This window comes from Halanaerobium saccharolyticum subsp. saccharolyticum DSM 6643, from assembly GCF_000350165.1.
GTDB classification, from domain to species: domain Bacteria; phylum Bacillota; class Halanaerobiia; order Halanaerobiales; family Halanaerobiaceae; genus Halanaerobium; species Halanaerobium saccharolyticum.
Genome location: NZ_CAUI01000005.1, coordinates 867,859 through 883,893, shown reverse-complemented (window position 1 = coordinate 883,893; position 16,035 = coordinate 867,859). Strand labels below are relative to the sequence as shown.

Below are 16,035 nucleotides of genomic sequence, written 5' to 3'. Positions count from 1 at the left end.
ATTACAACTTAATCTAAATCGTCAACTGTCAGAATTTCTATTCCGTTTTCAATTAACAGATCTACTGTAATCCCATTTCCTTCAACTAAATTATTGTTAAAAGTACCATCGTAAATTTTACCATAACCACAGGAAGGACTGTTTTTTTTCATTATTGCTTGATCAGCCTCCACAATTTTAGCAATTGAAACTGTTTTCATTGCGCCCTTTATAAATTCTGTTGTTACATCTTCCCCATTTTTATTTACAACTTTTCTATTCCCAGCTTCATCCCTAATTATTTCCGAAGGTGTTCTTGGAGTTTCTAAGCCTCCCAATATCTCGGGACAAACTGGAATTGCTTTACCTTCTTTAACTAATTTAACAACTTTTTCGTTTAAATTATTACCACCATCATAACGACAATTGATACCCGCAAGACATGAACTTACTATATACATTAAACCACCTTTTCCACATAGATTTAAATTTATATTTAAGACCTAATATTTTTCTTTAATAAAATCAATAAAATCCGCTGCTAACTCAGGATCAAATTGACTTCCTGCACAATTTTCAATCTCTTTTAAAGCCTCTGACCTGCTCATCTCTTTTTTATATGGTCTTCCGCTAGTAATTACATCATAAGTGTCTATCAGAAAAATAACTCGAGCTAAAAACGGGATTTCTTTTCCTTTTAAACCTCGAGGATAACCATTACCATCCCATCTTTCGTGATGAGAATAAATTTCTTCTGCGACCAAAGCAAATTCTTCGGAAGAATTTGCAATATTATAACCAGCTTCAGAATGCTTTTTCATTGCTTCCCATTCTTCTTCAGTTAATTTTTCTGATTTTTTTAATATTTTATCATCTACTGTTATTTTTCCAATATCATGTAAATTTGAAAGCAGAGATAATCTATTGATTTCAGAATTAGACAAATTTAAATAATTAGCAAAATTTAAAGATAATTTGGTCATTCTAACTGTGTGTTCTTTTGTTTCATTACTTTTTACTTCTAAAGTACTTATTAAGCCCTGAACAATTTTATTTTTAATACTTTTGTTTTCTGATAGTTTATTCTGGTACATTTTATCATCAGCTAATTTAAAAATTTCGTTTATATCCTCTTCAATCTTATTTTTTGTCGCAATACCAAAAGATATAGAAATATTGAATTTATAACTGCTGCTTTTTTTAGTATTGTTTTTAATTCTTGAAACTATGTTTTCAGCTTCTTCGCCTGAGGTTTGAGGCAGTAATATTGCAAATTCGTCTCCCCCGTGACGAGCTAGTATATCTTCGTCTCTGATGTCATTTTTTATTAAATCAGCACTTTTCTTAATTAAACAATCACCTTTTTGATGGCCAAAACTATCATTAATAATTTTTAATCCATCAATATCAGCTACTATTATAGAAATCGGAAGCTGTCTTTTAGTATCAAGTCGTTTTAATTCTTCTACGAAAAATCTTCTATTATATAATCCAGTTAAACTATCATGATAAGTTAACTCTTTAATCTTTTGATAATCAATATGTTTTAAAAAAGCATTAGTTATAAAATCAGTAAAAATTCTTAAAAGCCTAATTTCATCTTTTGAAAAAGCTCTTTTTTCTTCTACAAAATCAAAACCAAAAAACCCAAATAATTCATTTTCAATATGCATTGGCATAATAACAATCGATTTTAAATTCAGTTCTTTTAATAATTTCTTTTCAGCTTTTTTATTAATGTCCATATTTTCTATGTCTTTTATATTTATAACCTGATTGTTATATAATTTATTCATAGCCCAGCTAAAATTATTAACATTTATATTCTGTAATTTGTCTATTTGTGCTTCTATTCCTTTTTTACACCATTCATGAGTATTTGACACAAAATCATAATTATTTGAAAACTGAAAAATATAGCTTCTGTCAATATTAAAAAAATGTCCAATCTTTTTTAAAGCACTGTTAATTTTTCTATCTATATTAGCACTATTTATATTAAGTAAATCACTGGAAACATCAGATAATGTTTTTTGGAATTTAAGCTGGAATTCAATTTCTTGCTGTTTGTTTTTCTTAGCAGTAATATCTCTTTGAATCCCGATATAGGCATATATTTCTTCATTTTCATTAGTTAAAGGAGTTATTTTCATATCACAAATAAAATTCGACCCATCTTTTCTTTTGTATAATAACTCCCCTTGATAAACTTCACCTCTGGATATTTTTTTATATAATTTTTTTTGGATATTATCTGCATGAGTTTCCGAATTAAAAACACCTGGACTTTCACCTTTTAGTTCATCCGGTGAATAACCAAATAATTTTTTGGCTGCTTTATTAATATACTCAATCTTAAAATCTTTATCTGTAATTACAACTGAATCAGAAATGTTTTTAAGTGCTTTAGCATAAATCTCTATTTCCTTTTTCCATTCTTTTTCCTCACTGATATCAATAAGATTTCCATGCCATAATATACAGCCGTCATCCATTTTTTCAGGTTTGGCGTTTCCTTGGATCCATCTTTCTCCTTTTTGAGGCAGTACTACTCTAAATGTTTCCTTCCATAACTTTAATTGAGCTGTGGATTCTCTGATTGAATTCATAATCTGATTTTTATCATCGGGATGAATCCTTGCAAAAACTTTGTTAACATCTTCCAGAACTTCTTCCGGATAGAGTTCAAAAATTTCATAAACTCCTTCAGAAATATAGGAACAAAACATAGTTTCATCCTCTGGATAAAAGTTAAACTGATATAAAGCACCAGGAGTCTGATTCGCTAATTTTTTTAATAATTTTTTTAAATCAATATTTTTATCAGTTATGTTCTTCATATTCATTCAATCATCCCCTTTTAAACATTATCAGTTCACATAAACAATTCCCCTTATTATATACTAATTCTTTATAAAATATAATTATCCTTTGAATTTAATAGAATAAAAATCTAATTAATTTCTGAGATATTCATCTGCTTTTAAATCCTGTAAATAAACAGACTCATATTCGTTTTTTAAATTATCAAATTTTTCTCTGGCTTCTTGATAACATTGATCACAAACCAGTTTAGGAATAGAAACTGCCATTACCTGATTGCTGCTAAAACTACTCTTTCCTGCTTTAGAATCAATTATCAAATAACCCTGACATTGATTACAGACTCTAACTTTTTCGCTCTGTTTTTCATTAATTCCAGCTGTATCATAAAATATGCTTTTATCTCTGCTGTAAAATGTAGAGTAGTCACCATAAATTTCTTCTAGATTTTTGTTTTCTCTATTTTTCCAGATCTTTTTTAACTCTGCCACTGTTTCTTTGATCTCTTTAATAAGGCTCTGATCTTCTTTTAAAATTTCTGGATCATAATCAGGCTCTTCTACAGAACTGTAATCTAAACCAGCCATGGCCAGGATTAAACCCACATTAATATAAGGAAGAGCACTTTCTATTGAATATCCTCCCTGAAGTACAGCCAGATCAGGATCTAAAAGATCATTCATTTTTGCATAGCCTTTAGCAGAAATGTTCATATTTGTTAAAGGATCCGAATAATGATTGTCTTGACCGGCCGCATTGATAATTAAATCAGGCTGAAAATCATTTAAAACCGGTAAAACAAATTCATTTATAACATAAAGCAGCCCCTGATCAGAGCATCCGGGAGGCAGGGGAATATTTAAAGTTTTTGCATAAGCTGTTGGCCCTCCTAATTCATTAACAAAACCTGAACCGGGAAAAAGAGTCCTTCCGTCCTGGTGTAAAGAAATATGAAGCACATTCGGATCATGATAAAATATTTCCTGAGTTCCATCAGCATGATGGGCGTCAGTATCCACAAAAGCAATTTTTTTATTTGGATATTTATTGCGAATTGATTCAACCATAATTGCCTCATTATTAATATTACAAAAGCCTCGAGCACCATGAACCACCCGATGAGCATGGTGACCTGGTGGCCGCACAAGGGCAAAAGCTTTATCTACTTTCCCCTCTAAAACTAAATCAGCCGCTTTAATTGCTCCCCCAGCTGAAATTTTATGCGGTTCAGAGGCCACACTATCAACATCTGGAACACAAATATTGGCTCGTGAAATTTCTTTTGCCGAAGCAATTTCAGGATTAAATTCTAAAATGCCTTCAATATCAAGTAATCCTTCTTCAAAAACTTGATCTCTGGTATAAAGCAGCCTTTCTTTTCTTTCTGGGTGAGTCGGAGAAATTTCCCAGTCAAAAGCAGGAAAAAAAATTAGCCCTACTTTATTTTTAGCTTTTAATTTTTTTGGATTCCTCATATTATTAGCTTACCCCCCTTCAAATCAGCAATCAGTCCTGGTTTAATCTGTGCTTTCACTTCTATTATCTGTCCTTTATTTCTTCGATTTCGAATTACATTAAAACATTCTCTGCTGATAATTTCAACCGGATATTTTTCTTCTTTAAATCTTTTTAAGGTCCATTCTTCAGCCAGCTTTTCCGCATCTTGAAGGTCAAAATTTCGATCTTTTAACTGTCTGTGAATTCCAGCTTCAACAATATCCAAAAAACCGCGAGCCGTATCAGCTCTAACTGTAGTTTCAATTGTTGGATGAGCAAAAGCTGCCCCCAAAGCATTAGCTACTTTCGAATATTTAGGAACTTCAGCTTTTAAGTTAAGTTTTTCAGCTAAAAGCTCAGTCAAAGCAGCGGCTGGACCCCCAATTCCAATTATGTATTCCGGCTCTATTTCTGGTTCTTTTAATAATTCGTTAATGGTGTATACCGGCTGATTTTTAATATTATTTAAAATATCTGTAACAGTTTTTTTAATCTCTACTGCTATCTGGTCAATAATTATTTGAGCTATCTGAGTCAGTTTTAACTCAACTTCATCATTTGGAAGATAATCTGAATATAGATTTAAATCAAGTTTATCTTTTAAAGCAGCTAAGCTACTTTTAGCTTTTTCTAAATCAAAATCTAACTTGTTTTTTTGATCTTCTTTAATCTGGTCTAAAACTAAAAGTGCATCAGTTGGAGTTGGAGCTGGTCCTCCAAAAGCTGCTGCCGGTCCTTTGCGTTCAGGACCAACTTTTATTTTACCTTTTTCAACTTTTACTCTACTATCTCCCCCCAAAGGAATTGAATATGTGTAAAGCCCTCTAATCAAAGTTGGGTGTTTATCAATTTCAATACCCTTTGGCTTAAAAGCAGTGTCTCCTTTGATAAATAGACCAAAGTCTGTGGTAGTTCCTCCGATATCTAAAGCTATTCCGGTTTCGGAATTTTGATTTAAAACCATTGTCCCCATGATACTGGCTGCAGGTCCTGAATTAACTGTTTCAATTGGAATATCTTTTGAACTCTCTAAATTAGCAGTTCCACCATCACATTTAAGCAGATAAATATCAGCCTCTATTTCCCGCTCCTGAAAAGAAGCTTCTATAGAATTGATAAAGTTCTGATGAATACTGCTGACTGCAGTGTTGTAATAGGAGGTGATTATTCTACGATGATAATTTAAATTTCCGGATAACTGATGACCTAAAGTAACATTCTTAAAGTTATAATTTCCTTCAGTTATTATTTGCTTAACTTTTTCTTCCTGGACCGGATTGCGCACAGAAAACTTACCAACCACAGCCACATTTTCTATTTGTTTAGACTGCAGGTAAGCCAGAGCATCTTTAATTTCTGCAGTTGAAACTGATTTAACTTCTTTACCTCGATGGTCTATATAACCATCTAAAATTATATTTTCCTCACCATATTCTAAATGCTGATGATTCAGTCCGGGTCCTGGTATTAAAATTAATCCAACCGGCTTATATTTTTTTTCATAAATTATATTAGTAACCAAAGTTGTACTTAAAACTATTCTCTTAATTTCTTTATTTTCTATTTCCGCTGTAAGATGATCTAATACTTCAAGAACTGAGCTTTTTATATTGTCAGCCAAAGTTTTTACCTTTGCTGTGGATTTAATTTTATAATTAGATTTTTGCTTTTTAACCAAGACTCCATCTGTATGGGTGCCGCCCACATCAATACCTATAATCATTAAACCACCCCTATTGTGTTAGCTATTGTTTTTAGATGAATTCAATTAAAGCTGTTTGCTATTATTTTCTATATTATAGTTTAGCATATTTTTTAGTGTTAAATCAAAAAAACGAGGCAGATACCCCGTTTTTTTAATAGATTATTGTTTTTAATTCTTTTTCTAACCAATTTAAAAAATCTTCACTTATATTTTCCCCTTCATTTTTATTCTGCCAGTTATAATTTGCAAGGCTTTTTTCAGCTGCTTTTAATATTTTTGTTAATTCAAAGGGTTGATTTGTTAGTGAATCTGCTATTTTAGGAATTAAATCACTGTACATTGCATCAGAATACAAAACAGCTTTTTTTATTGTAGCTGAAGATAATTTGAGATTCAACTCTACTTCCCCCCACTGAAAACGATTTTTTAAAGTAATATCAAAATCAGGACTTTTACCAAAGCGCCAGTCCCAAGAAGAGTATTTATCATATATTTTTTTAAATTCTTCGTTTTCAGCAGCTTCTATTTTAATTTCTTCCAGCGGCTGACCCTGATTATATAGTTCAGCAAAATTTGTTTTAATACTTTCTTTTATTTTGGCTACAGTTAGTTTATCATCAATTTCACTTAAGTTCATAACTCTTGATTTTATTGAATCAATTCCCTTAGATTTTATTTTAGCATCTGATACTTTTAAGTAGGAAACCAGCTTTTCAAGATCACTATTTACTAAAACTGTACCGTGAATATAAGCGGCTTTAGAACCGAGATAATAGGCATTACCTGATATTTTTTTACCGCCAGAAATTAAATCATTACGTCCCGAAAATTCAGCCTCAACCCCTAAGTCCTGCAGAGCTTTTAAAATTACCTTAAGATTTTCTTTTAAGTTGTATTTTTTTCTCGGCATCAGCAGGGTATAATTTAGATTTCCTAAATCGTGAAAAACCGCTCCTCCACCTGAAAGACGCCGGGCCAATTTACCACCGTTTTCTTCTAAATCACCAACTCTGCATTCCTGCCAGGCATTTTGATTGCGGCCAATTACAACCGTATTATCATTCTGCCAGAGATAAAGTATTATTTCATTTTCTCCTAAATTGTCTAGTAAATATTCTTCTAAAGCTAAATTGTACCAGGGATTATAACCTGCTCCTGCTGCATATTTAGCTTTCAAGTTTTTGTTTTGCATAATATATAAGTGCCCCTTCCGATTTACTTAATAATTCTATTATATCAATACTTCTATTATTTTAATACTTCTTTGATTACTCTTAAAGCATTTTTTGCCTTAAATTTTTCAATTAAATCATTACTCCAACCATCATTTTTCAAAGCTTTAAATAAAAGTGGCATTTTTTGGCTGCTGTCTATTTCTAAATTACCGTGAATACCATCTAAATCGCTACCTAAGGCCAGTACAGACTCCCCGCCCAAGTTTTTTATATAATTCAAATGATATATCATCTCTTCTATTTTGCTGTCTTCATTTGAAGAATTATTATTCAAAAATTGCGGCGCAAAATTTAAACCTATTACCCCACCTTTTTCTGCTATTATCTTTATCATATCATCTTTTAGATTTCTTGGATGAGCAGCCAGATTACGTGCATTCGAATGAGAAGCTATAAATGGTTTTTCACTATATTCTGCAACATCATAGAAGCCTCCATCTGAAAGATGAGATACATCAATAATCATTCCAATTTCATTCATATATTTAACTGCTTCAATTCCAAAATCTTTAAGACCTCTGCTCATAATTTTTTGATCATTTGAATTTGGATAGCCAAAACAGTTTTCATGATTCCAGAGCAGGGTTATCAGTCTTATTCCATCTTTATAATATTTTTTTATTTTTTCGAGATCAGCATTGACACTTCTCCCATCCTCAATTGTCAAAAGTGCTGAAATCTTATTTGCTTTTTGATTATTTATTATATCCTGATAATTATAAGCCATCTCAATTAGATCATTATTTGCTTTAACTTCATTTTTTAATATTTTAATTAATTTATTAATATATAAGTCATCATCTATCTCTGCTACTTTAATCTCTTTTAGTGTCTCTTGATCAGGTAGAAAAACAGCAAAAAATTGAGCTAAAGCGCCTCCCTGTTTTAGCCCCTTAAAATCAACACTAAGATTTTTATTTTCAGATAAATTCTCTTTTTCATATTTATTAAAAATTCTTAGTAAACTGTCACAGTGTAAATCGATATACCCCAAAGTAATCAGCTCCCGGCCTTTATATAATTTATTTTAGAAAATTTTATTAAAGCTATTTAAAAAATCAAGGGTATTAAATGTATAAGCAGATATAGGATAATGATAATTTTAGCAATTTGAGCCAGATAAAAAGAAATAGTTTTTTTACTATTTTTATGCTTTTCATTTTTTGTATTCTGTTCAACTTTTTTAGAATCTTTAGTAATCTCTATATTTAGATCATTCAACAGTTCCTTAGCCTTTTCATAATCCTCTTCTGCAACATAAAGCTCTATATTATAAGCTGAAAAACCCATGTAAAGCATACTGTAGTCACCAAACTCATCATGACGCACAATGACTTCAATCTGATTATCATTGAGTACTGCCTCAATCATCTCTGCTTCGTTGGCTCCGGTTGTTATTAAATGATGCAGCTTGAAATCTGACATAGTCTTAGCTCCTTATTATTTTATCTGCTTATATATTTATATAATTTTTCAAAATCTGAAAGCTTATTTCGAGCCTCAATTAAATAAGCTGCAGTATTAACCTTTCCTTTTTCATATTTTTGATGCCAGTTATCTGAAACTGGAAATTTATGATAAAGTTCTTCTCTTCTTGCTTCTAATAAGCAGGGCTTAATCCCCATAAAATCAGCGGCTGTAATAATTTTATGATTAGATTTAGCATTTAATTTTCTTAAATATGCTAAACCTGCTTCTGAACGCAAAAGATGGTGGTCAACAATTAAAGTATCTACTTTACTGCTTAAACATAATATGTTTTCTGCTGCTTCTGCTGCTGTTTTTTGGTCAATGTGCGACAGATAAAGAGGAGGACCACTAGCAATTACAATATCAGGATTTAATTCTATTATTCGATCAATAGTTGGTCTATATAAAAACTGAATATCAGAAGCATGAACAAAAATTTTGTCCTTCATTTTGACCCTGGTCATCATTACCTCTCCCAGAAAAGAGTCCTTTTCCCCATGAAAAACTGGACTTGAAAAACTAAGATCCCCTACACTTTTATTTTCTGCAGTAACAAAATGATCAGAGCTAAATTTGAGATTCCAGGCTCTTTCCTGAAATTTATGCGACTCATTTTCTACAGATTTGGACCAGATCTTTAATCCTTTTAAATGCGTTTTTACATTATTTAATTTAATTTGATAGATATTAGCTTCTTGAAAAGGAATATGATCACCGTGAAAATGACTGATCACAAGATCAGTTGCTTTTTTTAGTTCGGCTATAATTCGCTCCCTTATAATTTCATCTACAGCAATTTGAATCGGATGTGGAAGCAGACCATGGCGGGTATAGCCTAATGAAATCCCAGGATCAATTAATAGCTTTTGATTATCTTTTTCTACCAAACAGCATAAGGCTCTAACTCCAAGTGACTCTGCAGCTAAAATACTAATATCTCTCATAATTAATGCTAAAAAAAGCTACCTCCCCTTTTATTTTTAAAATTAACAAACTTGCTACGATTTTATTTATCAATAAATTCCGAAAGTCTTTTATTAAATTTCTGAGGCTCATCCCAAAAAAGCATATGGCCACAGTTTTCGAAAATCTCCAGTTCTGAATAAAGTATTAATAGAAAAAGCAGACACTTTTAATGCCTGGCTTTTTCTAAAACAGATTAAGTTATTGAAGCATTATAAATTTTAATCACTGCATCTTTAAGTGTATTATTAAATTCTTCTTTTGATTGATCAACATCTAGATCCTGCAGCAGTGCCCGCGAAAAGCTTGCAATCATATTATGGTTTTCAGATAGTTTATTAACAGCAGCTTCCTGACTGTAGCCTCCAGATAAAGCGACTACCCTGACTACGTTTGGATGTTCAATAATGTCCTGATAGAAGTCGGCCTGACTTGGTATCGATAGTTTAAATATATATTTTTCATCGTCTAATTCTTGAAGCAGCTTTAGAATTTCTTCTTTTAAGATTTTTTCAGATTCAAATTTATCTTCACTTTTAATATTTACTTCTGGTTCTAAAATAGGTATAAAGCCTGCATCATAAATCTTCTTACCATATTCAAACTGTTGAGCAGCAATATCTTTAATTCCTTTTGGATTAGCACTATGAATAATAGACCTCATTTTAGTTCCAAAAATATTATGCTTTTTTGCCTCTTCAAGCAGCTGCTCAAGTTTAGTCATCGGTTTCATCAGTTGAACTCCATTTTCTTTGTTTTCTGTCCCCTGATCAACTTTAAGTATTGGCAGTATACCTTTTTCTTCCCAGAGATAATCAGCAGTATATTTGCCTTCCATTTTATTATTCATTGTCTGTTTAAATAATATTGCAGCTAAAATTTGGTCAGAGCTGAAGGCAGGACTGGTTATGACTCTTGTTCTCATTTCATGAATAAGCTTAAACATTTCTGCTTCTGTTTCATATTCAGCTTCAGCTATACCATAATCTGCTAACGCTCCTGGTGTGCTTCCACCACTCTGATCCAGTGCAGCTATAAAACCTTCACCATTTTCCATTAAATCAATTTGTTTTTTATTCATAATAAATACCTCCATTTATTTTGAAAATATTTTCTTTGAGCTTAAGTCCTAACCAATTGCAGTAAATTATTTTTCATAATCAACTAAAACTCTTTTAGCTGCAACCTTCCCTATAAATGCTGCTGCCTGTTTGTGTTCGGGATGGTTTTGATATTCGTCTAGGTCAACAAGATCTTTAAACTCAGTAATTAATACCAGGTCATAAGCTGCCTCACTTTGATTGATATTTTTACCAACCTCAATAGACTGGATTTGATCAACTAAATCCTTAAGTGATAATAACTTTTGTTTTGCTAACTCAACATTTTTCTTTTTTTCATTATTTTCAGCAAAATCTTTAAACTCCCACATTACTACATGTTTTATCATTTTTTACCTCCAATTACCTTTTTTCTACTATACCACGGCCGTCAAGTTGATAATATTTGCTTTGAGCACAGCCTTTACAGAAAACTTGATCATCTTTTTCAACAGTTTTAACAGCCATTAGCTTTTCTCCACACTGACTGCAGTAGTGATCATCAAAAATAGGAGCATAATCTGGTATCTCAATTTTAGTATCTTCTTCAATCTTAAAGAATTTTTCAGTCTCAACTTCAATGATCTCAAAGGCTATTTCCTGCCAGAGTTCTTTCATCTTTTCCTGTTCTTTTTTAGTGCCTTTTCTTTCGGCAATAACTTTTTTAAATAATTTCCCTGCTTTTGGATATTCTCTGCTGATAAAATCATTATCTTTTAGGTAATATCTAAGATTCTTAGTGGGCTCATTTCTGTTAACAAAGGTCACTGCAGTTTTACCAAAATCGCGATAAATTAGAGAGTTATTACCAAAGGTGGTACCAGCAGCATACTGAACTCCATCACTAAAGCAGCTGTTTGTTTCGACTACAGCAAGTAAATCTTCCATGCCATCATTATCAGCAGCCAGCCTGTTTAAAGCATCTCCGGCAGCCAGCACTCCCAGGGCTAGAAACGGGCAGTAATGACCGTGTAATTCTCCAGCTTTCAGCAGTAAATCGTAAAAATTTTGATATTCAATCAATTTATTAATCTGATAACGTGGTGTCTTTTTTTGCAGAGAAAGTGTCGGCTGATCCATAAAAGAGGAATAAGGTTTGATATCTATCACAGGAGTTCCATCTATCGCATCAAGCCCATAAACATGAAGTTTAGCACCGTCTCTTTTTATTAATTCCACTGTAGTCATTCCAATAGGACTGGGGCGGCGTGGACTTCTGGAGGTAAACAAACCTCTTTCTGGTCCCATTCTTCTTTTGCTTATCAGGTCATAACCTTCTGATTTATGAAAATAGAAAAGAATCTGTAGGTATTCATAATCCTCTATTTGATCTAATCCAGCTAAATATTCTGCTTCAATTTCAATTATGCTTTTACTTTTTTTCATCTCCTCCGGGCCAACCGGTTTTTTATATTTGCTTCTGACTTCACCTATTTTTTTAATTTCCATCTTTAACTCCTTTATATTTATTATTTCTTTTCTATTTCTTTAACACATTCATTTTTAATTTTTCCAACCAAAAACTGCAGAGCATCGATTACATGAGGTCGTATATCCCCACCAATTAAGACATACATAATATCTTCTCCAAGCTCAAGCTGGCCCTGATTAAGCCAAACTCTGGCATGAAAAACCCCTTCCATCTTTTTTGTTTCAGCAATGGCCTGCTCAACCTTTGCCGCATCATAATCAAAATCCATTCCCTTAACATCGTCATCTTCCACACCCTGTCGCGCTTTAGCTCTGGATGTCTGACGCACAATGCCATTATGAACAAGGTACATTCCCTCTTTTAGAGCTTCGGGATCAGATTTTGCTTCTTGAAGCCACTTATCAATTGAAGGTGCTGTTTTTTTAGTTTTCTTATTCTTCATTTTAATCGCTCCTAGTAACTTTTTAGTTTCTATATATATTATTCTTGATAAATTATTTTTTACCTTTATAAAAAAAGAACTCCACCTAATATTTATTAGCTAGAGTCCTGTTATATATACCTTGATTAAATTAAATGATTTTTTAAATACTTCTGCCAGCATTAAGTATATTATTTGGATCAAATGCACTTTTTATCTGTTTCATAATTTCTAACTCTCTTTTAGAATACATCATTGAAAGATAATCCTGTCTCAGTTTTCCAATACCATGTTCGCCGGTAATTGTTCCTCCAATATCAACTGCACTCTGGTAAATATCTTCTTTTATTTCAGTAAAATATGAAGGTTTTTCTCCATCTTCTTTTAAAATTATAACATGCAAATTACCATCCCCAGCATGAGCTATAACCGGACATTTAGTCTTATACTTTGCTTCAATTTCATTTAATTTATCTAAATATTCTAAGAGACTGCCCCGAGGAACAGTTACATCAGGACTATCCACAATTTTATCTGTAATAGCAGGCAAAATATGACTTCTAATATCCAGAATATCTTTGCGTTCACTAATACTCTGTGCTATCAGCATATCCACAGCCTCGAATTCAGCTGTAATTTCATCAATCTGCGCTCCTATTTCAAACAAATCATCTTCTTTAGCTTCTGAAAGCATAATTATTAAAAAATATTCACCGTTTTCAGCAGGCCACTTTTTACCTATATCAGCAGCTGCCAACTCAATTTCATCTTTTTCTACATATTCTAATGCCATTGGAATAATACCTCTTTTTAAAATAGCTGGTACTGCTCCAAAGGCGTCTCTGCGGTCATTAAAGGCCACAATCAGAGTTCCATTTGCTTTTGGCTCTGGATATAATTTTAAACTAACTTCAGTTATTACACCTAAAGTACCTTCACTGCCAATTAAAAGCTGCATTAGATCATAACCGGCATTATTTTTCAGCAATTTTCCCTTACTGCCCCCATAATGAACTATCTCACCTGTGGGCAGTACAACCTTCATTCCTAAAATCTGATTCCGCATAATCCCGTGTTTTACTGCTCTAACTCCACCGGCATTCATCGCAACCATTCCTCCAGCCTGTGCTCCTTCATCTCCAGGATGCAGGGGGAAATATAGATGGTCATTGCTTTTTAACTCTTCTATAATATCGCCCAGACTAACTGCTGCTTCGGCTTTTAAAAGCATATTTTCTTCGTCAATTTCTAAGATTTTATCCAGTCTTTCTAATGATAAAATTATACTTTCCTGATCTGGTATAGTATTAGCTGCCAGTGCAGTTCCTGCACCTCTAGCAATAACATTAATTTTTTCTTGATTTGCAAATTTTAAAACAGCAGCTATTTCTTCACTGTCAGCAGCTTTTACCACTACCGAGCCGGATACAGGTTCTGGTGCTACCAGACTATAATTATCATTTGTGCTTTCCAGACTGTAGGAAAGTACTCGTTCTGAGTCTGTATCAACCCATTTTTCGCCAACAATTGCTTCTAACTTCTCGATTATCTGATTCTGCATATTCGCCCTCCAAATTTTTAATATCTTAAAAAATTATATTATTTGCTTCCATATTCTTTTATCATTTCAGGAATAATTTCATATAAATCTCCTTCAATTGCATAATCAGCCGCTTTAAAGATTGGGGCTGAAGGATCGGTATTCACTGCAATAATAGTTTCAGCTTCTTTCATCCCTGCCAGATGCTGTGGCGCTCCCGAAATACCAAAGGCAAAATAGACTTTTGGTTTAACCCGCTGACCACTGTAACCAACCTGTCGCTCTTTAGGCATTAAACCCTGATCTACAACATCTCTAGAAACTGCTACAACTCCATTTAAAATATCAGCCAGCTCCTGCAGCATTTTAAAATCTTCGGCATTTTTGACACCGCTTCCACCTGCTACAACAACTTCGGCTTCTGTAATATTTATTTGCTGATCACTTATCTTCTCAATCTCTTTTACTGAATCATTTTCCTTTAAATCAATTTCTTCAATAGTAATTTTACCTTTTCTGTTTTCATTTCTAGCTGCTTTGGCAAATTCCTGATAACGAACTGTTGCCATCTGTGGTTTTGTATCACTTTTAATATGGGCCAGTATATTTTCACTAAAGGCAGGTCTAATCTGCACCAGTGAACCATCTTCTGCTATATCAAGTTCAGTGCAATCTGCTGTCAGACCTGTTTTCAAGGCAGCTGCCAGTCTTGGTGCCAGAGAACGTCCAAAATTTGTGGCCCCAGTTAAAATAATTTCTGGAAGCTTTTGCTCTAGAAATTTAAGAATTGCTTTTTTAAATAAATATTCATCTGGATAAGCAAAATTATCATTAATTAATAATTGAATCTGATCTGCACCATGATAAATTAGTTCATTTAGCTCACTATTTTCTATATTTTCTGCAGCTAGAATTAAAACATTAACTTTTAAATCAGCTTTATCTGCCAGCTCTCTTCCTTTATTTAATAATTCTAAAATCACCGGATGAATTCTATTTTTACTGTATTCAGCTATTATTAATAAGTTATTATTATCTGCCATGATTAGCCTCCATCAAATTTTTAACTGTTAATATTCCTTTTATATCAGCAACAGCTGCTGCAGTTTCGCTTTTATTATAGCTTTTAGTCTTTCTTTTTATTTTCTGAGGTACAACAATGTTTTCAACCCAGGTTGGTGAACCTTTAAAACCAACTTCTTTAATCGGCAGCTGCTCCTTTATTGTTTCATAATCAAGTTTTTCTACCTCGATTTTTCGGGCTTTCATTTTACCTTTAAATGATGGCAGACTTGGATTATTAAGATCTTTAGTTACTGTAATTAAAAGCGGATAACTATAAGTCTTATTGTAATTGGCTTCCCAGAGGGAAGTACTGACTGTAATTTCACTATTTGAGACAGCTGCTATTTCACTTACATAAGCTGCATGATTGATATCCAAAAACTCAGCAGTCTGAGGGCCAACCTGAGCTGTATCTCCATCAACACTCATTTCGCCAGCAATAATTAAATCAAAATCACCTAATTTTTTTGCTGCTGCAGATAGAACTGCGGAAGTTGAAATTGTATCAGCTCCTGCAAAGTTTTTATCTGTTAGTAAAAAAACTTTATCTGCTCCGCGAGCTGCTGCTTCTTTTAAAGCAGATTCGGCTCTTTTAGGACCCATACTTAAAGCTGTAATCTCTCCTCCTAATTTTTCTTTGATTCTGACAGCAGCTTCCAAAGCATTTAAATCAAATGGGTTTACCTCAACTCCAGCTGAATTGCGATCTATCTTTCCTTTTTCAGCATCAAATTGAACCTTTTCCATCTCTGGTACCTGTTTAATTAAAACTAAAATCTGCAAAAAATCAACTCCTCCATAATCT

The 16,035-nt window shown here is 32.8% G+C and carries 15 protein-coding genes; all 15 read right to left on the bottom strand.

The window, feature by feature from the left end; genetic code table 11:
* Positions 1–8: 8 nt before the first annotated feature.
* The 15 genes from HSACCH_RS04405 to HSACCH_RS04335 all read right to left on the bottom strand — a co-directional run bounded on the left by HSACCH_RS04405 (position 9) and on the right by HSACCH_RS04335 (position 16,013).
* Complete coding sequence (locus HSACCH_RS04405) at positions 9–440, bottom strand: DUF523 domain-containing protein (RefSeq protein WP_005488155.1); 432 nt, start codon at positions 438–440, stop codon at positions 9–11.
* Between the two features lie 42 nt (positions 441–482).
* Entirely contained in the window at positions 483–2,825 is a 2,343-nt protein-coding gene (locus HSACCH_RS13555) for a diguanylate cyclase (RefSeq protein ID WP_005488153.1), read from the bottom strand.
* Positions 2,826–2,936: 111 nt separating this feature from the next.
* Entirely contained in the window at positions 2,937–4,277 is a 1,341-nt protein-coding gene (locus tag HSACCH_RS04395; protein WP_005488151.1) for a histone deacetylase family protein, read from the bottom strand.
* Positions 4,274–6,022: a hydantoinase/oxoprolinase family protein gene (locus HSACCH_RS04390; protein WP_005488150.1), complete on the bottom strand. Its 1,749-nt coding sequence runs from the start codon at positions 6,020–6,022 to the stop codon at positions 4,274–4,276. Before HSACCH_RS04390 ends, HSACCH_RS04395 begins: the two co-directional genes overlap by 4 nt.
* A gap of 133 nt (positions 6,023–6,155) precedes the next feature.
* Positions 6,156–7,196, bottom strand: a complete 1,041-nt coding sequence (locus HSACCH_RS04385; RefSeq protein ID WP_005488148.1) for a lipoate--protein ligase — start codon at positions 7,194–7,196, stop codon at positions 6,156–6,158.
* A 56-nt stretch (positions 7,197–7,252) separates the two neighbouring features.
* Positions 7,253–8,233 (bottom strand): dipeptidase, encoded by a 981-nt coding sequence (locus HSACCH_RS04380; protein ID WP_005488147.1) that lies wholly within the window; start codon positions 8,231–8,233, stop codon positions 7,253–7,255.
* Positions 8,234–8,289: 56 nt separating this feature from the next.
* Entirely contained in the window at positions 8,290–8,664 is a 375-nt protein-coding gene (locus tag HSACCH_RS04375) for a putative signal transducing protein (protein ID WP_005488145.1), read from the bottom strand.
* Between the two features lie 20 nt (positions 8,665–8,684).
* Entirely contained in the window at positions 8,685–9,653 is a 969-nt protein-coding gene (locus HSACCH_RS04370; RefSeq protein WP_005488144.1) for an MBL fold metallo-hydrolase, read from the bottom strand.
* A gap of 215 nt (positions 9,654–9,868) precedes the next feature.
* Positions 9,869–10,753: a fructose bisphosphate aldolase gene (locus HSACCH_RS04365; protein WP_005488143.1), complete on the bottom strand. Its 885-nt coding sequence runs from the start codon at positions 10,751–10,753 to the stop codon at positions 9,869–9,871.
* A gap of 66 nt (positions 10,754–10,819) precedes the next feature.
* Positions 10,820–11,122: a Dabb family protein gene (locus HSACCH_RS04360; protein ID WP_005488142.1), complete on the bottom strand. Its 303-nt coding sequence runs from the start codon at positions 11,120–11,122 to the stop codon at positions 10,820–10,822.
* Between the two features lie 13 nt (positions 11,123–11,135).
* Complete coding sequence (tsaA, locus tag HSACCH_RS04355) at positions 11,136–12,221, bottom strand: tRNA (N6-threonylcarbamoyladenosine(37)-N6)-methyltransferase TrmO (protein WP_005488141.1); 1,086 nt, start codon at positions 12,219–12,221, stop codon at positions 11,136–11,138.
* 20 nt (positions 12,222–12,241) lie between these two features.
* On the bottom strand, positions 12,242–12,646 hold the full coding sequence (locus HSACCH_RS04350) for a molybdenum cofactor biosynthesis protein MoaE (RefSeq protein WP_005488140.1): 405 nt from the start codon (positions 12,644–12,646) through the stop codon (positions 12,242–12,244).
* Positions 12,647–12,788: 142 nt separating this feature from the next.
* Positions 12,789–14,186 (bottom strand): FAD-binding oxidoreductase, encoded by a 1,398-nt coding sequence (locus HSACCH_RS04345; protein ID WP_005488139.1) that lies wholly within the window; start codon positions 14,184–14,186, stop codon positions 12,789–12,791.
* A gap of 38 nt (positions 14,187–14,224) precedes the next feature.
* The gene (locus tag HSACCH_RS04340) at positions 14,225–15,208 is read right to left on the bottom strand and encodes an electron transfer flavoprotein subunit alpha/FixB family protein (RefSeq protein WP_005488138.1); all 984 of its coding nucleotides are present in this window, start codon (positions 15,206–15,208) and stop codon (positions 14,225–14,227) included.
* Entirely contained in the window at positions 15,198–16,013 is an 816-nt protein-coding gene (locus HSACCH_RS04335) for an electron transfer flavoprotein subunit beta/FixA family protein (RefSeq protein ID WP_005488137.1), read from the bottom strand. The genes HSACCH_RS04340 and HSACCH_RS04335 overlap by 11 nt, the downstream gene beginning before the upstream one ends.
* Positions 16,014–16,035: the final 22 nt, after the last annotated feature.